The sequence below is a fragment of the Variovorax sp. 770b2 genome, from assembly GCF_900115685.1.
In the GTDB taxonomy this organism is placed as follows: Bacteria; Pseudomonadota; Gammaproteobacteria; order Burkholderiales; family Burkholderiaceae_C; genus Variovorax.
Map to the genome: position 1 here is coordinate 2,683,757 of NZ_FOXJ01000001.1, position 18,596 is coordinate 2,702,352.

Annotated in this window: 20 protein-coding genes; 10 read left to right on the plus strand and 10 right to left on the minus strand. The window is 66.6% G+C overall.

All coding sequences use genetic code 11. The annotated features are described in order from the left end of the window. Positions 1–2 precede the first annotated feature (2 nt). From BM133_RS12315 to BM133_RS12350, 8 genes are all read right to left on the minus strand, one after another. Positions 3–779 carry an enoyl-CoA hydratase-related protein gene (locus BM133_RS12315; protein ID WP_093434047.1) on the minus strand — a complete coding sequence of 259 codons (777 nt, stop codon included), beginning with the start codon at positions 777–779 and terminating at the stop codon, positions 3–5. Next, positions 776–1,942 carry a CaiB/BaiF CoA transferase family protein gene (locus BM133_RS12320; RefSeq protein WP_093434048.1) on the minus strand — a complete coding sequence of 389 codons (1,167 nt, stop codon included), beginning with the start codon at positions 1,940–1,942 and terminating at the stop codon, positions 776–778. The genes BM133_RS12315 and BM133_RS12320 overlap by 4 nt, the downstream gene beginning before the upstream one ends. Continuing rightward, the gene (locus BM133_RS12325) at positions 1,939–3,321 is read right to left on the minus strand and encodes an FAD-dependent oxidoreductase (protein ID WP_093434050.1); all 1,383 of its coding nucleotides are present in this window, start codon (positions 3,319–3,321) and stop codon (positions 1,939–1,941) included. The genes BM133_RS12320 and BM133_RS12325 overlap by 4 nt, the downstream gene beginning before the upstream one ends. Before the next feature lie 52 nt (positions 3,322–3,373). Continuing rightward, positions 3,374–4,228 carry an ABC transporter permease gene (locus BM133_RS12330; protein WP_177224789.1) on the minus strand — a complete coding sequence of 285 codons (855 nt, stop codon included), beginning with the start codon at positions 4,226–4,228 and terminating at the stop codon, positions 3,374–3,376. Between the two features lie 10 nt (positions 4,229–4,238). Continuing rightward, on the minus strand, positions 4,239–5,033 hold the full coding sequence (locus BM133_RS12335; RefSeq protein WP_093434053.1) for an ABC transporter ATP-binding protein: 795 nt from the start codon (positions 5,031–5,033) through the stop codon (positions 4,239–4,241). A gap of 4 nt (positions 5,034–5,037) precedes the next feature. Further along, positions 5,038–6,069, minus strand: a complete 1,032-nt coding sequence (locus tag BM133_RS12340) for an ABC transporter substrate-binding protein (RefSeq protein ID WP_093434054.1) — start codon at positions 6,067–6,069, stop codon at positions 5,038–5,040. 275 nt (positions 6,070–6,344) lie between these two features. Next, entirely contained in the window at positions 6,345–6,776 is a 432-nt protein-coding gene (locus BM133_RS12345; protein ID WP_143100125.1) for a YybH family protein, read from the minus strand. Positions 6,777–6,983: 207 nt separating this feature from the next. Continuing rightward, the gene (locus tag BM133_RS12350) at positions 6,984–7,679 is read right to left on the minus strand and encodes a GntR family transcriptional regulator (protein WP_093434057.1); all 696 of its coding nucleotides are present in this window, start codon (positions 7,677–7,679) and stop codon (positions 6,984–6,986) included. Positions 7,680–7,852: 173 nt separating this feature from the next. On the opposite strand from BM133_RS12350, the gene BM133_RS12355 reads away from it, so the two are divergent. The 9 genes from BM133_RS12355 (at position 7,853) to BM133_RS34590 (ending at position 15,284) form a co-directional block, all read left to right on the plus strand. Then, positions 7,853–8,890: a porin gene (locus tag BM133_RS12355; RefSeq protein WP_093434059.1), complete on the plus strand. Its 1,038-nt coding sequence runs from the start codon at positions 7,853–7,855 to the stop codon at positions 8,888–8,890. A 61-nt stretch (positions 8,891–8,951) separates the two neighbouring features. Beyond that, positions 8,952–9,950, plus strand: coding sequence for a Bug family tripartite tricarboxylate transporter substrate binding protein (locus BM133_RS12360; RefSeq protein WP_093434060.1), 999 nt, complete (start codon positions 8,952–8,954; stop codon positions 9,948–9,950). A gap of 122 nt (positions 9,951–10,072) precedes the next feature. Beyond that, positions 10,073–10,960 carry an alpha/beta hydrolase gene (locus BM133_RS12365; RefSeq protein ID WP_093434062.1) on the plus strand — a complete coding sequence of 296 codons (888 nt, stop codon included), beginning with the start codon at positions 10,073–10,075 and terminating at the stop codon, positions 10,958–10,960. Beyond that, complete coding sequence (locus BM133_RS12370; RefSeq protein WP_093434063.1) at positions 10,957–11,334, plus strand: RidA family protein; 378 nt, start codon at positions 10,957–10,959, stop codon at positions 11,332–11,334. The genes BM133_RS12365 and BM133_RS12370 overlap by 4 nt, the downstream gene beginning before the upstream one ends. A gap of 12 nt (positions 11,335–11,346) precedes the next feature. Then, on the plus strand, positions 11,347–12,099 hold the full coding sequence (locus BM133_RS12375) for an SDR family NAD(P)-dependent oxidoreductase (RefSeq protein WP_093434065.1): 753 nt from the start codon (positions 11,347–11,349) through the stop codon (positions 12,097–12,099). Between the two features lie 10 nt (positions 12,100–12,109). Beyond that, positions 12,110–12,487, plus strand: a complete 378-nt coding sequence (locus BM133_RS12380) for an EthD domain-containing protein (RefSeq protein ID WP_093434067.1) — start codon at positions 12,110–12,112, stop codon at positions 12,485–12,487. 65 nt (positions 12,488–12,552) lie between these two features. Beyond that, positions 12,553–14,037, plus strand: a complete 1,485-nt coding sequence (locus BM133_RS12385) for an FAD-binding oxidoreductase (protein ID WP_093434068.1) — start codon at positions 12,553–12,555, stop codon at positions 14,035–14,037. A gap of 69 nt (positions 14,038–14,106) precedes the next feature. After that, entirely contained in the window at positions 14,107–15,090 is a 984-nt protein-coding gene (locus tag BM133_RS12390) for a Bug family tripartite tricarboxylate transporter substrate binding protein (protein WP_177224790.1), read from the plus strand. A 14-nt stretch (positions 15,091–15,104) separates the two neighbouring features. Further along, complete coding sequence (locus tag BM133_RS34590) at positions 15,105–15,284, plus strand: hypothetical protein (protein ID WP_143100126.1); 180 nt, start codon at positions 15,105–15,107, stop codon at positions 15,282–15,284. Between the two features lie 135 nt (positions 15,285–15,419). Here BM133_RS34590 and BM133_RS12395 read toward each other — a convergent pair whose 3' ends face one another. Further along, a complete protein-coding gene (locus tag BM133_RS12395) occupies positions 15,420–15,731 on the minus strand; it encodes a hemagglutinin (RefSeq protein WP_093434070.1) in 312 nt (103 codons plus the stop codon). A 100-nt stretch (positions 15,732–15,831) separates the two neighbouring features. On the opposite strand from BM133_RS12395, the gene BM133_RS12400 reads away from it, so the two are divergent. Further along, a complete protein-coding gene (locus BM133_RS12400) occupies positions 15,832–17,562 on the plus strand; it encodes a GMC family oxidoreductase (protein WP_093434072.1) in 1,731 nt (576 codons plus the stop codon). Here BM133_RS12400 and BM133_RS12405 read toward each other — a convergent pair. Beyond that, a complete protein-coding gene (locus BM133_RS12405) occupies positions 17,462–18,487 on the minus strand; it encodes a LacI family DNA-binding transcriptional regulator (RefSeq protein WP_093434073.1) in 1,026 nt (341 codons plus the stop codon). The two genes, BM133_RS12400 and BM133_RS12405, sit on opposite strands and share 101 nt — an antisense overlap. Positions 18,488–18,596 lie beyond the last annotated feature (109 nt).

Here is an 18,596-nt window from a genome sequence, read left to right on the forward strand (position 1 = left end):
GCCTAGCGGCCCAGCCACTGCGGCTTGCGCTTCTGCTGGAACGCCAGCACGCCTTCGTTCGCGTCTTCGGACTGCAGGGCGGCCACCAGCGCCGGCAGCCGCATGCGGTGCGCCTCGGCCGGCGACAGCGTGCCGGTGCGGCGCACCACCTGCTTGATGGCCTTGAGCGAGAGCGGCGCGCAGGCCAGCATCTGTTGCACCCAGCGGTCGACGGCCGCATCGAGTTCGGCACGCGGCACCACCTCGTTGACCAGGCCCATCTCCAGCGCGCGCTGCGCCTTCACGCGCTGGCCGGTCAGCATCATCCCCATGGCCTGGCGGTAGGGAATCTGCCGCTGCAGCAGCAGCATGCCGCCATCGAGCGGCAGGCGGCCCACCAGCGGCTCGGGCAGGCCGAAGCTCGCCTCGTCGCAGGCCACCACGATGTCGCAGCCCAGCACCATCTCGAAGCCGCCACCGAGCGCGAAACCGTTGACGCGCGCGATCACCGGCACGTCGAGCGTCTCGCGCAGCGCGATGCCGCCGAAGCCGCCGGGGCGCGCCGCGGCCCAGTACTCGACGCCCTTGAGGTTCGAGGTGTTCTTCAGGTCCGCGCCCGCGCAGAACGAGCGCTCGCCCGCGCCGGTCAGCACCACCGCGCGGATGTCGTCGCGCGACTCGATCTCGGTCCAGATGCGCTGCAGCGCGGCCTCGGTCGGCAGGTCCACCGCATTGAGCACCTCGGGGCGGTCGATGGTGACCGTGGCGACGTGATCGACGACCTCGAAAAGAACGCTCATGCGCCGGCCTCCTCGATCAGCGCGCGCGCCTCGGCCAGCACTTCGTCGGTGTGTTGCCCCAGCTTCGGCGGGTCACGCCGCAGGCCGGCCTTCGCGCCCGACATCTGGATCGGGCTGGCGATGAACTTCAGCTTGCGGCTCGATGACGAACCGCTCTCCAGAATCATCGCGTTGTGCAGCGTCTGCGGATCGACCAGCGCCTCGCGCATGTCGCGCACCGGGGCGGAGAGCAGGTCCTGCGCTTCGAGGCGGGCGAGCCAGTGCTCGCGCGTGTTGCTGGCAAAGCGCTCGCGAAAGATTCCGTGCAGCTCGGCCTTGTTGGTGAACTGCACCGCCATGCCGGAGAAGCGCGCATCCAGCGACAGGTCTTCGAGCCCCAGCGCCGTGCAGATGTCCCGCAGCGGATTGGCCTTGAACGCGCCCACCAGCACCAGCGGCCCGTTCTGCGTGTCGAACACCCCGGAGAGCGGCATCGCGGCCCAGTTGACCTCCGAGTCTTCCATCATGACCATCGCCGCCTCCTGCATCTGCATGGAGAGCATGGAGTTGTAGAGCGACACGGCAATCTTCTGGCCCTCGCCCGTGCGCTCGCGCTGCAGCAGCGCCAGCAGGATGCCCTGCACCATGTGCATGCCCGCGGTGTAGTCGGCCAGCGCGGTCGGGTAGATCGACACCGGCACCGAGGCATCGGCGCGGCGCGCCATCACGCCGGTGAGCGCCTGCGCGAGCACGTCCTGCCCGCCCTTGTGCGCATAGGGGCCGGTCTCGCCGAAGCCGGTGCCCACCGCGTAGACGATGCGCGGGTTCAGGCGCTTGCAGTCTTCATAGCCCAGGCCCAGCCGTTCCATCACGCCGGCGCGAAAGTTGTTGGTGACCACGTCGGCGCCGGCAATGAGCGCCTTCACCAGTTCCATCTGCTGCGCATCGCGCAGGTCGATCTCCACGCTGCGCTTGTTGCGGTTCAGGCTGCAGAAGATCGGGTTGTCTTCGCCCGCCACCGGTGCGAAGGTCGAGCGGCTCAGGTCGCCCGCGCCCTTGCGCTCGATCTTGATCACGTCGGCGCCATGGTCGGCCAGCATCTGCGTGCAGACCGGGCCCATCATGACCTGCGTGAAGTCGATGACGCGGATGCCGTCCAGGGGCAATGCATTGGCAGCGCTCATGCGGCCTCCTTCGCGAACGAACGGGCGATGGTGGGCACATCGGCATTCGGGCCCTTCTGGTCGCCCGGATCGGCGCCCTGCGCACGCAGCGTCTTCTGCAGCTTGGCGACATCGACGTTGCGCACCGACACGCCCGCGTTCAATGCCAGCGCCGCCGCCGTGCCCGTGGCCTCGCCCATCGCCATGCAGGGAGGGATCTCGCGCGAGATCTTCTGCGCGGCCGAAGTGGCCGAGTAATGGCGACCGGCCACCAGCAGGTTCTCCACGCTGCGCGGCAGCAGCGTGCGCAACGGGTAGTAGTAGTCGCGGCCGCGCGCCACGCTGTCGTCGAAACGGGTGCGCTGGGCCACGTCTTCCTTGGTCATCACGTACTCGCCTTCGAGCAGGCGGGTCTGGCGGATGCCGGTCTGCGGCGCCATGTCGATCAGCACGCACTTCGCAAAGCCGGGCAACCTGGCGCGCACGTACTCGATCACCTTGTGGATGGTGGCGCGGCCCTGCACTTCGGCACGCGTCAAGTCGGTCACCTTCAGGCCGTCGAGCCCCGGCATGTGCGGGCAGTTGCACCACACCACGCCCGGCAGCGGCGTCTTGAGCCACCAGGCGTCCCAGGCACCACCGAGCAGGTGCTTGATCTCGCGGTCCAGCGCCTGCCAGGCCACGGGCTCCTCGCGCTCGAAGCGTTCGGCTTCGTCGGTGTCCACGCCGCCAAGGCGGAACACGGTCGTCACGATGTAGCTGCCGCTGATGTGCGGCGCGCCGGCCGAGGCGGCCACGTCGAGGTCGCCGGTGGTGTCGATCACCACCTTGCCGAGGATGGCTTCGCGCCCGCCCTTGGTCTCGCAGACCACGCCCTTGACCCTGCCGTCCTCCACCAGCGTGCGCGAGAACCACGAGTGCAGGCGCAGCTCGATGCCGGCCTGCTGCACCATCTCCAGCGAGGTGCGCTTCCACGCATCGGGGTCGAAGGCGGCGGCGAAGCAGATCGGGTGCGGCTTCTCCTTGCTGTGAAAGTCGTAGGTGCCCCAGCGCTTCCAGCGGCGCACCGAGTCGGGCAGCGTGCCCCAGTCCTGCTGGCGCGGGTATTCGGCCAGGCCCAGCGCCGACATACGCTCGATCATTTCCAGGCAGATGCCGCGCACCGAAATCTCCTGCTGGTGGCTGTCCCACATGTCGTCCAGCACCAGCACCATGCCGCCCGAGGCCAGGCCGCCCAGGTGGTTGTAGCGCTCCAGCAGCGTCACGCTCGCGCCGTTGCGCGCGGCGGCCAGCGCCGCGGCCTGCCCCGCGGGGCCGCCACCGACCACCACCACGTCCGATTCGGCTGCCACGCGCACGTCGTGCGCGGGCTCCTGCATCCAGTCGCCAATACGGCTCATAGAACTCTCCTGTTGATTTGTCTGGTTGTGTATCTGCAATGCGCCGGATGGATCACGGCACGCCTTCCGGCTGCCAGCGGATGACCCAGCGTTCGGCCAGCGTCACGAGCAGGAAGAACAGGCCCGAGAGCGTGGCGCTCATGACGATCGCGGCGTAGAGCAGCGGCGAATCGAAGTTGAAGGTGGCCTGCAAGATCATGGCGCCGATGCCCACCGTGGCACCCACCCACTCGCCCACCACTGCACCGATCACGCACATCGACGCGGCAATGCGCAGGGCCGAGAACAGGTACGGCAGCGCGTTCAGCAAACGCAGGCGAAAGAAGATTTCCGTCTTGCTCGCCGACAGCACCCGCATCAGCTCCATCGCCTGCGGGTTGACCGACTCCAGCCCGCGCACCATGTTCACCAGCGTCGGAAAGAAGCACACCAGCGCCGCGATGGTGATCTTGGGCTCCATGCCGTTGCCCATGATCAGCACGAGCACCGGGGCCTTGGCAACCAGCGGCACGGCGTTGAACATCAGCACCACCGGAAAGAAGATGTCCTGCAGCGTCTTGTTGTGCACGAACACCGTCGCAACGGCGATGGCCGCGAGGTTGCCCAGCACGAAGCCACCGGCCGCCTCCATCGCGGTGGGCAGCAGGTTGTCCAGCAGCACGTCGCGCTTGGCGTAGAGCGTCTCCAGCACGGCCCAGGGCGTGGGTGCGATGAAGGGCTTGACGTCGAACACGACGATCACCGCCCACCACAGGAAGACCAGGCCGCCGATGCCGAGCGCCGGCAGGATGCGGCGGCGCCACAGCCGTCGCTGGCGGGCCGCGGCCCAGGCGATGTACTCGGGATCGGCCGAGGCGGCGCCCATGCCTGCAACAGGCACCGGCGCTTCGATGGAACGGGTATTCATGGCATCGGCCTCAGCAGGTTTCCAGCACGCGCCGCAGATGGCTCGTGAGGCGAACGAATTCGGGGGACTCGCGCATTTCCAGCGTGCGTTCGGCGGGCAGCTCGACCGGCACGATCTCGCGCACGCGGCCCGGGTTGGCCGCCAGCATCAGCACGCGCTGGCCGAGAAAGGCGGCCTCGTGGATGCTGTGGGTGACAAAGAGAATCGTCACGCCCGTGTCGCGCCACACGCGCAGGATTTCTTCGTTGAGCCGGTCGCGCGTGATCTCGTCGAGCGCGCCGAAGGGCTCGTCCATCAGCAGGATCTTCGGGTCGCTGGCCAGTGCGCGCGCAATCGACACGCGCTGGCGCTGGCCACCCGACATCTCGTGCGGGAAGGCACCCGCGCGGTCCTTCAGGCCCACCAGTTCGAGCAGCTCCTGCGGCGAGCGGCGGCCCTTGCGGCTGGCCCCGCCGCCCACCTGCAACGGCAGCTCGACGTTCTGCAACGCGGTGCGCCAGGGCAGCAGCGCGGCGTCCTGGAAGACGAAGCCGATGTCGCGGTTCTTGCGCGCGGCCTGCGGCGTGGAAGACAGCACCTCGATGCTGCCGCGGCTTGGCTGCAGCAGGTCGGCCACCACGCGCAGGAAGGTCGACTTGCCGCAGCCCGAAGGCCCGAGCAAGGTGAGGAATTCGCCCTGCGCCACATCGAGATCGAGGCTCTTGATCGCGGTGACGTCGCGGCGCTCGGTGAAGAAGCGCACGCCGATGTCGCGGCAAGCGATCGCCGGGGCGGAAACGGGCGGCACGTTCAGAACGGCGGCCATCGCGTCAGCCCTTCATCGCACGTGCGGCCGCAGTGGCCTTGAGCGCATCGAGCGAGATCACGTCCTCGACCTTCGGCGTGCGCGCGGTGAACTGGCCCAGCTCCGAATACGTAGAGATCTGTTCCTGCCACACGGCCGGGTCCATCGCGCCCCAGCCCTGCGTCTGCGCGGCGCCGCCGAACGCGTATTCGAGCATCACGTCGACCGCCACGCGTTCGTCTTCGCGCTTGAGGTTCGGGTACTCCTTGACCAGCAGGTCCACCGCCTGGTCGCGGTTGGCGCGCACGTGGTGCCAGCCCTTGGCGGTGGCTCGCAGGAAAGCCTCGATGACCTTGGGCTGGGTCTCCAGCGTCTTGGTCGATGCGTAGTACGGCAGCGCATAGAGGCGCACGCCCGCGTCCCACTGCGTCAGCGCGGCGATGTCGGGGCCCAGCACCTTGATGGCCGTGGTGTTGGTGAGCCAGCCCGTGACCACGTCGACCTGCCCCGTCAGCAGCGGCGACATGTCGGCGCCGATGGAGATGACCTTCACGTCCTTCTCGGCGATCTTGTTCTTCGCCAGCAAGGCGCGCAGCAGGATGGCTGCCGTCGACGGAATGCCCACGCGCTTGCCCACCAGGTCGGCGGGCTTGCGCACCGGGTTCTTTGCGAGCGAGAAGTAGGTGTACGGATGCTTCTGCGCACCCACCGCGAAACACTTGATCGGCAGTCCCTGCGACACGGCCAGCATGATCGACGGGCTCGACGACACCTGCCCCACCTCGTAGCGGCCCGAGGCGATGATGGCCACGCCGTCGATGTTCGGACCACCGGGCTGGATCGCGAAGTCGATGCCCTCCTGCTCGTAGAAGCCCAGTCGCTTGGCGACCACCTCGCCGATCTGGTTGCCCCCGACGATCCAGCCCAGTTGCATGTTGATGCGCGCCTTGCCCTGCGCGAACGCATCGACGCTGAGCAGGCCACCGGCGGAGAGTCCACCGGCGATGAGGGAGGTCTTCAGAAGACTTCGGCGACCGGGGTCCCGGAGGTTGGCCATGGCGGATTCCTTTGCGGTGCGAGGGAGTGAAGGCATTCGGCTGTGGGTGCCGGCGGGGTTGCCATGACGACAACCAGGGCCAGCGAGGCGAATGCTAGGAGTGCGAGGTGAACGCACCAAGCACCGTTTTTCGCAACGGGCGAACTAAAAAATAGTCCCCCTTGCGGTCTCCCAATGACACCGTGGTGCGCGTCGCGCACCGGTGCGAGGCACCCGCGGGAAAACGCCATGTCCCGGGCGGGGCACTACCAGCGGAATCGCCGGCGTTCTCGTGCCTACTTCTTCTTCGGCGCTTCCTTCGCCATGCCGTCGGCGTGGCGGTGCACCAGCTTCCAGTCGCTGCCCTCGCGCCGGAAGACCTCGGTGATGCGCAGGTCCATGGGCACCGGCTCGCGCTTGCCTTCCATGTTCACCCTGGCGTGCTGGATGCCGACCCAATAGGCCATGCCGTCGCTCGCGGCCATCTGGAAAATCTCGAAGCTGCTTTCGCTGCCCTTGCCGAAGGATGCGGCGTCACGCGTGTAGCGCGTGGCGACTTCCCCGGTGCCGTGCACATGGCCGCCGCCGGGCCCGAAGAAGGTGGCGTCGGAGGTGCGGGCGAGCAACGCACCCAGGGGCGCGGCATCGCCGCACACATAGGCTTGCGCGGCCTCTTCGCGCTGCTTCATGAATCGCTCGAAATGAGCAAGGTCGTCGGTGTCTGGCATGGGTGCCCTTTCAACATGGTGATGACCTGTTGTGGGGCGGCGTCGGCGTGCATTGCGCATGCCAATGCCCGATTGCAGTGCAGGACAACGGCGCACAAGACAGGGCGTCGTATCGAACAAGGAATGTCCGGCCCCTGCTGGCCCGGAGCGCGATCGCATCTGCAGGGTTGGAGGCAAAGCCCGGTCGAACTTCGGCCCCGGGAACAGTTACCTTGCCTGCCGAAGCGCGGCGAGCGCTGCTTCTTCCGTGTCCCGCAGATGGCCGTCCATCAGCGCGACCGCAGCGGCGACATCCCTGCGCAAGACCGCGTCGACGATCGCCTGGTGCTCCGCCTGCACTTCCTTTGCGACCAGAGGACCTTCGAATCGGATCTTCCTGTAGCGCTGGGAATGGTCTACGAGTTGGTTCCAGAACCGCAGCAGCCATTCCGAACCGCAGGCGTTGACCAGGGCGAAGTGAAAACGCCGGTGATTCGCTTCCCACTCCAGCGCCATCTCGGACTTCTCACCCGGTTCGGGAAGAGGCGCGCGCCCGAGCAGATACAGCGCGGCGATCACTTCCGCTTCCCAGCGCGAATCGCCGCGAAGAATCGATTCGGTCAGGCACAGGCGCTCGATCTCCCTGCGGGTCTTCATCAAGTCTGCCAATTCCGCCGGTGAGGTCTCCAGCACCCGCGCGCCTCGGCGGGCCTCCATGGAAACCAGCCCTTCGCTGGCCAGGCGCGCGAGCGCTTCACGGATGGGCGTCAGCCCCAGTTCAAAACGCTCCTCGAGATCGGCGACCCGCAACCGCTCGTTGGGCGCCAGGTCACCCACGAGGATTTCCTGTCGCAAGCGCTGGTAGGCGCGCTCCGTGCGGGACCCGGCATCCATCGCCGCGTCTTGCATAGCAGATTGATTCATGAAGTAAATACGGTTTTGTGCGTAGCCATATATTTCATTAAATATCCTATATTTAATGAAATCACGAAGTTTTCGCAAACAAGAAATTATCGCATTCGGAGGCCTTGCTCCGAGGGCGGCGTTGCCTGGCCTGCGAGCGGTGATGGACGTTTTCATCCCCCTGTCTGCGCACCATGAAAATCAGAACCTGCTGGCTTCTCTTCCTGCTTGGCATGACGGCTGGCTCCGCCTGGTCGCAGAGCACCGGCACCGTCTACGGTCTGATCGACATCGGCTTCGTTCACGAAGGGGGCGGTCCCGGGGGCGCCAGCATCGACAAGCTGACGAGCGGGGTCGCCTCGGGCTCGAGGCTCGGCTTTCGTGGGACCGAAGGCCTCGGCGATGGATTGGCGGCGTTCTACGTCCTGGAGATGGGGATCAACGCCGACACCGGCACCCTGGGGCAAGGCGGCCTCGGATTCGGGCGGCAATCGATCGTGGGACTGCAAGGCGATTTCGGGACTGTCGCGCTCGGGCGGCAGTACACGCCGGTCGCCTTCATCCAGACCGAGACAGATCCTTTCGCCACGGGGCTTGCCGGCAACTCCCCCAATCTGATCAGCGCGGGCGGTGCGGGAGGCAGCAATCGCATGAACAACACCGTGCGCTACAGCTACACGGGACAGTCCGGCCTGACGGCGGATCTTGCCTACGGGTTTGGCGAGGCAACCAACAGCATCAGCCGAAATCGCCAGGTGGGCGCCGCCATCGGCTACGTGTCCGGGCCGGTGTATCTCAAGCTGGGGTACCACAACGTCAAGGATGCGATGTCGGTGCCCGCCAAGATGACTTTTTTCGGCGCGAAGTACGACATCGGCGCGGTGACGGCGCATTTCAACTATGTCGTGAACAAAGGCGCCGCAGTGTTCGGCCTCGTGAACGCCGACTCGCGGGACGTGATGGTCGGCATTTCCGTGCCGTACGGCGCAAGCCGGTTCATGGCGTCATGCATCGGAAAGAACGACAGGACTTTCGCCAACAACGATGCCCGTCAGGTCGCGCTGGGCTACACGTACTTTTTGTCCAAGCGAACCAGTTTCTATGCGTCGATCGCGCGCATCCGCAACAACGCGCTGGCCGGCGCCGCCAGCGGCTTCTACCGCGTCGGCAACGCCACCGAGCAAGGCCTGGGCAACCGGGCGCAAAACATCGGCGTGCGCCATGCGTTCTGAACGCCTTCGACCCGCGTGCCTTGTTCCCTCCTTCTTTTTCAGTCATCCCCAAAGACATCCCATGACCTTCTTGCCCAACCGCCGCAAGGCGCTCTCAGTTGTCCTGTCGTTGCCCCTCATCGGCGCAGCCATCTCTACGCCCTTGGCCCAGGCGCAAACCTATCCGAGCAAGCCCATCACCATCGTCGTGGCCTATCCCGCGGGCGGCGACACCGACGTGCTTGCCCGCGCGATCGGAAGCAAGCTCTCCTTGCGCCTCGGACAGCCGGTCGTCATCGAGAACCGCACCGGCGGCGCAGGCACCATCGGAACCGGATACGTCGCCAGGGCCCGTGCCGACGGCTACACCCTGCTGCTGGCGCCCAACACGATCGCCATCACGCCGCATGTTCTGAAGGGGGTGAGCGGCGCATCCATCGATCCGGCCGCCGAGCTGACGTCGATCGTCCAACTCGGAAGCCAGTCGCTGTTCGTCGTGGCGACGGTCTCGACCGGCGTTTCCAACGTCAAGGAACTGGTGACCAGGATCAAGGACGGAAAGGTCATGGCCTATGCAAGTCCGGGCAACGGCTCGCCGATGCACATCCTCGGGGAACTGTTCGACAAGTCCGCCGGCGTCAGGATCACGCAGATTCCGTATCGGGGCAGCGCGCCGGCAGTCGCCGACCTGGTCGGCGGGCAGGTGCCGATGATGTACTCGACGCTCGGTCCGGTGGCGCCGCACATCCAGTCGGGCAAGCTGATTGCCCTTGGCGTCGCGGATCCGAAACGCTCGCCATTCCTGCCTGATGTACCCACGCTGGCGGAGCAAGGCTACAAGGGGGCCGAGGTGGGGGCGTGGCAAGCGCTGATGGGGCCCAAGGGAATGGCCCCGGACGTGGTTCAGTTGCTCAACCGGCACGTCAACGAAATCCTGAGGATGCCCGACGTGATTGCCCGCATGGACACCATCGCACTGACGCCTGTCGGTGGCGATCCCGCCCGGCTTGCCACGCTCGTGGCTGGCGACTACGCGCGCTACGGGAAGCTTGTCGCCGAATTCGGCATCAAGGCCGATTGACCCCTCGATCACCAGGATCGACGCATCCCGATTCCGCACGGCTGAAGGCATCGCCACGAGATTCGTGCCGAGCGGGCCAGCCAGCCATCCATACGACGCGACAAGAACAAGCGAATGAAAACATGAACGCCAACGCGCACTGCATCCCTCTCTTGCCCAAACAGCAGCCCCTCCCCTTCGAGGCCGCGCAAATCTACGAAGACACCGTGCTGGGTTGGGCGAAGGACCCGTTGCCGCTGCCAGGCATCGCCGTGACGCGGGACTGCGCCTTCGGCCCCCACCCGCAGCAGCGCTACGACGTCTATCGCGCTGAAGGCGCGCGCAATGCGCCGATCCTGATCTTCTGGCACGGCGGTGGCTGGACCAACGGCTACAAGGAATACGTCGCCTTCATGGCGCGGGCCGTCGTCGGGCTCGGCATGGCTTTGGTGGCACCCGGTTACCGGCTGGCGCCGGAACACAGGCTGCCGGCGGCCTTTGAAGACAGTCTCGCCGCGGTGGCCCACGTGATCGAACATGCCGCCGATTTCGGGGGGCGGGGCGACCGAATCCATCTGGCGGGACATTCGGCCGGCGCCCATCTGGCGGCGTTGGTGACCTTGCGTCGCGGGGATGCGGCGCAAGCAGGCATTCCGCCGGGCGCCATCCGTGCCTGCCTCCCCGTGAGCGGGATCATGGACTTGCATCACCCCGGGCCTGCGCCCATGAGCATGGAGGAGCGCATCTACACCATGGTGCTGGCCGACGATGCCGATGACGCCGTGATGAGTCCCCTGTACTGGACGACGGAAAACAACATTCCGATGTGGCTCAGCCACGGCGAATCCGACAGCGCCAGGGTCATTCGTTCGAACCGCCGCATGGCGGCCCTGTTGGCACGGCAGCCGGGCCCGAGCCAGTTGCACATCGAGTCCGGCCTCGACCATTTCTCGACCCACACCAGCCTTTGCGACCCCGGGGCGCCGTGGTATGGGCGGCTCGCAGGAATCGTGAAAGAAGGCCGGCCATGAAAGAAGCGATCGATGTCGGCCTTCCCGCCATGGCACAACCCTTCTCGTGGGCAGTGAAGGCAGGCGGACTGCTGTTCACCACCCATGCCGCCGTGCGCCCGGACGGCTCTGTCGACACCGGCCCGGTCGAGCAGCAGGCACGGCTCACGCTGGAGAACATCCGGCGCGCCGTGCTTGCCGCAGGAGGCCGGATGAGCGACGTGGCACAGGTGCTGATCTACCTGACCGACGCGCTCGACATGCCCGCCGTCGATGCCGTCTACAGGGAATTTTTTGTCCCGCCCTATCCAAACCGTTCCAGCGTCGTCGTTCGTGCGCTGGTTGTTCCCGGCATGCGCGTAGAGATGGTCGTCTACGCAGCCATCCCTCACTGAAAGGTAGAAATCATGCAAACCATCCCTCCCTCCCTCGCCGACAAGGAAACCGCTTTCGTGACCGGCGGCGCCTCCGGCATCGGCCGCGCCACGGTGCTGCGTCTGGCCGAAGACGGATTCCGCGTCGTGGTGATCGATCGCAATGCTGCGCAAGTGGACGCCCTCGTGGCAGCGCTCGCGCAGGCAGGACATGAAGCCGTCGGCCATGCTGTCGACGTGTGCGATCGATCGAAAATCTCGGCACTGATCAACGCCGAGACGCGCGTCGACGTCATGATCTGCGCCGCGGGCATCGGGCCGTCCCGCGCCTTCGACGACATTACCGACGAAGACCTTCGCGCCGTTTTGGAAGTGAACGTGCTCGGTGTCTTCATCTCCTGCCAGGAAGCCGTGCGCCGGATGAAGCCCGGCGGCCGGGTCGTGACCGTGTCTTCACGCGCGGCGCTGGGCGCCGCCGGTTTTGCGCACTACGTCGCGTCGAAGGCGGCGGTGGTGGGCTTGACCCGGGCCATGGCCATGGAACTGCGCCGCCGGCAGATCGCCGTCAACTCGATTGCTCCGGGCTTCACCGACACGGGCATGACGCGTGCGATGACGCCCGAGCAGCACGCGGCCGCGAGCGCGCTCGAACCCTCCGGACGGCCCGCTGCTCCCGAGGAGATCGCCAACGCCATCGCGTTTCTTGCATCGCCGCGCACCAGTTTCATCACAGGACAGACCCTCTTCGTCGACGGCGGCAAGTCGCTCGGCGGCCTCGGTCTTTGAGGCGGTCCCGATGATCGTGAGAACCGCGTGCCTGGAAGGCACTGTGAAGCCGGAGGACATCGACCGCTTCGATGCCTTCATCGCAAGCGAAGTCGTGCCTCTGATGAAGCGCTTTCCCGGCGTGAGGTCGGTGCGGGTGATGCGTGCGCAGGCAGTCGAGGACAACGGTCCGATGCTGCACATGACGTTCGAGTCGGTCTACGACACGGTCGATGCCATGGACCACGCGTTCGCCCATCCGGTTCGCCAGATGCTGAAACGCAAGATGGCAGAAGCCATGCCGCTGTTCGAGGGGCGCCTGTTCCACATCACCCAGAAATTGCTGGCCGACGAACCCGTCCTTGCGACCCCTGAGCTCCGCGGTACGGACGGCTCTCAGGAATCGTGAAAGAAGGCCGGCCCCATGCGCGCGGAGACGGTCGTCTGCGCAGCCATCGATCCGAAACGGAAACCATGCCAATCATTCCCCCTTCCCCTGCCGATCACGAAGCCGACTTCGTGACGGACAGCGCCCTCGGCATCGACCACGCCACCGCGCCCGATGACACCCGCGCCGAAGACCTGCAAGCAGCCCTGGCTTGCCTGGACGACGCGGCACTCTTCATTTCCGGCCACGATGCGGAAGACCGCTACCGTGAAGACTGGAGCGGAGGCAGAGGCTGTCCGCTCGCCGTGCTCCGGCCCCGGACGCCGCAGCACGTTGCGCTGGCGATAGCCGCTGTCGGCAGCTTGCGCCTGCCCGTGGCGATACAGGGCGGCATGACCGGACTGGTGGGCGCATGCGTCCCGCAACCCGGGGAGGTTGTGCTTTCTCTCGAACGGCTGAATCAGATCGAGGAGATCGATGAAACCAACCAGACCATGACGGTGCAGGCCGGCGTCAAGCTGCAGGAAGCACAGGAGGCGGCCGCGGCGCGGGGCCTGCTGTTCCCGATCGATATCGGCAGCAAGGGCTCATGCCATGTGGGCGGGATCATTGCCACCAACGCCGGCGGCAACCGCGTGCTGCGCTATGGCATGACCAGGCAGTCGGTGCTCGGACTGGAGGTGGTGCTCCCCGATGGCCAGATCGTCACGAACCTCAACAAGGCAACGAAGGACAACGCGGGATACGACCTGAAGCACCTCTTCATTGGCAGCGAAGGCACGCTCGGGGTCATCACGCGGGCAGTTTTCGCGCTGCAGCCGCTGCCGCGTTCAACGCAGACGGCCATCGTGAGCGTGCAGGATTTTTCGCAGGTCGTGGCGCTGCTCAGGCACTGCCGCCACAGGCTCGGCCCGAAGCTCACGAGCTTCGAAGTCATGTGGCGTGACTTCTATGACATCGTCACGCGCGAACTGTCGATCGGCCGCCCGGCTTTTCCGGTCCTTGGCACGCACCTGGTTCTCGTGGAAGCAATGGGCCAGGACCCGGATGTCGACGATGAGGCATTCGCGAATGTCCTCGGCGATTTTCTGGCGGACGTTCCGCATACCGATGCGGTGCTGGCCACCTCCATCGCCGAAGCCTCGGCGTTCTGGGCCGTCCGAGAGGCGTCCGGCGAGGCGGCGGCGGCAGTGAAGCCTTATGCGGCATTCGACGTCAGCCTTCCGATCGCGAGCATGGAGAACTGGGTGAACCGCATTCACGGCCAGCTCGATCAACTCGGCGTCACGCGCACGCAGACGTATGGCCACCTGGGCGACGGGAATCTTCATCTGGTTGCCGGGTATCCCCAGGACCGGCCCGAACTGAAGTTGCAGATCTGCGACCTGGTGCACCGCTCCATCGGCGAGCTGGGCGGTTCGGTGTCCGCCGAGCATGGCATCGGAATCACCAAGAAGCCTTACCTCGGCCTGAGCCGCAACCCGGAAGAAATCGCACTGATGCAGGCCATCAAGCGCGCCATCGATCCGCACCAGTTGCTCAACCGCAACCGCGTCTTCGATCTGCCGTGAATGCACGGCCACAAGGCCCGCATCGGCACGTCCTCTTCTTTTTTCCCTACCCTTTCAGAAAGTCATCTCATGGCATTGCGTCTGTTGAACTCGGTGGCCCGGATCGGGCGTGGCCTGTTGGCGATCAGCGCCATCACGGCCATGTCGTTCGCTTCGGCGGAAAACGCCAAGCCCGTCCGGATACTCGTGGGTTTTCCCGCCGGCGGAGGCACCGACATCGTCGCGCGCTTTCTCGCCGACAAGCTCAAGGACGAGTTGGGGGCGCCCGTGCTGGTGGAAAACCGCCCCGGCGCGGGCGGACAAATAGCCGCGCAGGTGCTGAAGGCAGCGCCGACCGATGGCACCGTGCTGTTTCTCACCAACGACCACACCGTCGCCATCATCCCGTTGGTCATGAAGAACCCCGGATTCAACACCGAGAAAGACTTCGCGCCCGTCGCAGGCGTCGCGGGCGTGACCATGGCGCTGGCCCTGAGCGCGGGATCGCACCTCCGGAACTTCGACGACTACATCGCCTGGATGCGCAAGGAGAAAACCGGTGCCGTCGGCGTTCCCGCGCCGTCCTCTTTGCCCGAGTTCATGGTCAAGGCCATAGGCGAGAAGAACGGCCTGGATCTCGTGCCCGTGCCCTACCGCGGCGCAGCACCGATGGTCAGTGACATGCTGGGCAACCAGATCTCCGCGGGAATGGGGAGCGTGAATGATTTTGTCGAACCTCAGAAGGCCGGCAAGATCAGGATCGTGGCTTTCGCAGGCACGGCGCGGCACTTCATGTTTCCCGACGTGCCGACCTTTTCCGAATTGGGAGTGAGCGGATTCCAGGCCGCTCCTTTCTACGGGATCTACGTACCCGCAGGCACACCCAAGGCGGTCGTCGACCGGCTGTCCGACGCGGTGAGAAAGGTCCTGGCCATATCTTCGATCCGTGAACGACTGATGGCGCAGGGCTTGACCGTGGAGTACATGAACCCGCAGCAACTCGGCGCCAGAGAGCATGCCTACGCCCAGGCGTGGGGCTCCGTCATCAAGGCCAGCGGTTTCGTGCCGCAGTGAACCCCGGCGAATTCATGCAATCCATTCATCCCTCTCCGGCGGACAAGGAAACCGCTTGCGTGATCAGCTTCGTGAGCAGCGCCAGCCCCGGTCTTCGAGGCGGTCCGGATGTTCGCAAGCACCGCATGCCCGAGGGTCGCCCGTTTCACATCAACCCCGGGCCGCTGGCCGATGAACTCGTTCCTGACGAGTGACGTCAATTCAGGTCTTCGCGCGAGTTCCGCGAGCGTCGGCAATCCGGTCGCGCTGGCGTTGACTCTCAACGGCGACCGAAGCGCATTGGCGGCCCCGGGAAGCGGCACGCCACCGTGTCACGGAACGCCGATTCGTCAGCGCCAGCTGTGCGCTCCGGCCCGGGCGGCGGAATCGATGATCTCGGTCCACGACTTTCCCGCGGCCCGCAGCTGGTCCACCGAAGGCCCGAGGACGTTGCCGTATGCCTGCATCGTCCTGGCCTCGATGCGCGCCAGCAGGTCGGGCGGCGTCAGGTCGCGGTAGGCCTCCTTGAGGCGATTGCGCTCGGCCACCACCCAGCGGGCGACCTGCTCTTCGCCCGTCCCGGCGGCGAGCATCTGCGATGCGGCCCGGGCGAGCGCATTCACTGCGGCTTCGTAGCGGGAACGCACACCGGGCTCTGGCATCGTGACTTCTCCTGGCGCCGGCGGGATGGGTGCCGGTCCTTCCGCGCCATCGTACAGTTCGAGCTCCCGCGGCAAGACACAACAACTACGGAGACATGCCATGGAATTCGACTACGTGATCGTGGGCGGAGGCTCCGGCGGCGCCACGCTGGCCTCCCGCCTCAGCGAAGACCCGGCCGTGACGGTCTGCCTGATCGAGGCCGGCGGCGACGGCCGCGGCATCCTGGTGCGGGCGCCGGCCGCCACGGTGGCGATGCTGCCGGGCCGCCCGCGCATCAACAACCACGCCTACCAGACCGTGCCCCAGCCCGGCCTGAACGGGCGCCGCGGCTACCAGCCGCGCGGGCGGTGCCTCGGCGGATCGAGCGCCATCAACGCCATGCTCTACGTGCGCGGCCACCGCGACGACTACGACGACTGGGCACGCGCCGGCTGCGCGGGCTGGTCCTTCGACGAGGTGCTGCCGTACTTCAAGCGCGCCGAGGGCAACGAGCGCGGCGAGAGCGCGCTGCACGGCGCCACAGGACCGCTGCAGGTCTCCGAGCAGCAGAGCCCGCGCCCGATCACCGAAGACTTCGTGCGGGCGGCTGCAGCGTGCGGCATTCCTCGCAACGACGATTTCAACGGTCCCGAGCAGGAAGGCGCGGGCCTCTACCAGGTCACGCAGTTCCACGGCGGCGCGAAGAACGGCGAGCGCTGCTCGGCGGCCGCGGCCTACCTGCATCCGGTGATGAGCCGCCCCAACCTCACGGTGCTGACGGGCACGCAGGCCCTGCGCGTGGTGCTGGAAGACCGGCGCGCGGTCGGCGTCGAAGTGCGGCGCAACGGCGGCACCGAAGTCATTCGCGCGCATCGCGAAGTGGCGCTGTGCGGCGGCGCCTTCAACTCGCCGCAACTGCTGATGCTCTCGGGCATCGGAGACCCCGCCGAGCTGGGCCGCCACGGCATCGCCGTGCGGCACGCGCTGCCGGGCGTCGGCCAGAACCTGCAGGACCACACCGACTTCATCCTCGCCTACACCTCGAAGGACACCGATCTCTTCGGCATCGGCGTGAAAGCCGGCCTGAAGCTGATGAAGGCCATCTTCGAATGGCGCAAGAGCGGCAAGGGCCTCGTCGCGACGCCCTTTGCCGAAGGCGGCGCCTTCATCAAGTCCTCGCCCGAACTGCGCCGGCCCGACCTGCAGTTGCACTTCGTGATCGCGATCACCGACGACCATGCGCGCAAGCTGCACGCGGGCTTCGGCTTTTCGTGCCACGTGTGCGTGCTGCGCCCCAAGGGCCGCGGCGACGTGCGCCTGAACGACGCGAACCCGCTGTCCGCGCCGCGCATCGACCCGCGGTTTCTCTCCGACGCCGAGGACATGGCGCTGCTGCTGCAGGGCGTGAAGAAGATGCGAGAGATCCTGCGCGCGCCGGCCCTGGAGAAGTACCGGCACCGCGAGGTCTACACGGCCGATGCCCACACCGACGAAGAACTCACGCGCCACATCCGCGCGCGCGCCGACACCATCTACCACCCGGTGGGCACCTGCAAGATGGGCGTGGATGCGATGGCGGTGGTCGATCCGAAACTGCGCGTGCACGGCATCGAGAACCTGCGCGTGGTCGATGCCTCGGTGATGCCGACGCTCGTCGGCGGCAACACCAATGCGCCCACGATCATGATCGCCGAGCGCGCGGCCGACTGGATGCGCGGGCCGATCACTTTCGACCGCGCGGTGGAGGATGCTAGAGCGCCTGCGACGAGCCTCGCACCATCAGCTCTCCAGGAAGCAGCAGCTGGCGCGGCGCCGAGTCCAGCCCTCGCAGCCGCTCGATCAGGCATGTAGCGGCCGTGCGGCCGATGGCGTCGGTGGGCTGTGCCACGGTGCTGAGGCCCGGGCCGATCAGCGAGGCCCATTCGGGATCGTCGAAGCCGACGAAACCCAGGTCGGCGCCGAACTGCAGGTCGAGCCGCGCCATCGCCTGTGCCACGCGCAAAGTGACCACGGCATTGCCCGCGACCACCGCGGCGCGGCGGCCGCGCTTGGCGCGCTTGCGCAAGGCGGTCAGTGCGGCGTCCAGCGCATCGTTTTCACCCTCGACCGATTCGAACACTTCGCCCGCCACGCGCGGCTCGTGCGCCGTCACGCAGGCGCCGAAGGCGGCCGTGCGCTCGCGCCGCGAACTCACGCCCTTCTGCGGCTCGGTGACGTAGAGCAGTTCGCGGTAGCCGCCTTCCAGCAGATGCCCGCAGGTGGCCCGCATCGCCGCGTGGTTGTCCAGCGAGACGAAGTCGGTGTGCATGCCCGTGTGCCGGCGGTCCACCAGCACCGCGGGCTTGCCATGCAGCGTGACCGCATCGACCACGTTGCTGCCACGCCCGAGCGTGTTGAGGATGAAGCCGTCGACCTGGTAGCCCGCCAGCGCATCGATGGCCTCGCGCTCGCGTTCGCTCTCGTTGCCGAGGTTGAACAGCATCACGAGGTAGCCGGCATCCTGGCAGGCCTTCTCGGCGCCGCGCAGCACGGCCACCGAATACGGGTTGGTGATGTCGGCCACGATCAAGCCGATGAGCCGCGAGCGGCCGTGGCTCAGCGCCTGCGCCATCGGGCTGGGCGAATAGGCCAGCGCCGCAATCGCCACCTCGACGCGCGCGGCGATGTCGGGGCTCAACAATCGCTCGCGATGGTTGAGGAAGCGCGAGACGGTGGCTTTGGAAACGCCGGCAGCTTCGGCGACATCGGCGATGGTGGCGCGGCCCGTGGGCTTCATGGTCTTGCTCCTTCCCCCACTGGGGGAAGGCTGGGATGGGGGCAGGCAGAGCGCTCGATGGATGCGCCGCTTGCCCCCACCCCGGCCCTCCCCCAGAGGGGGAGGGAGA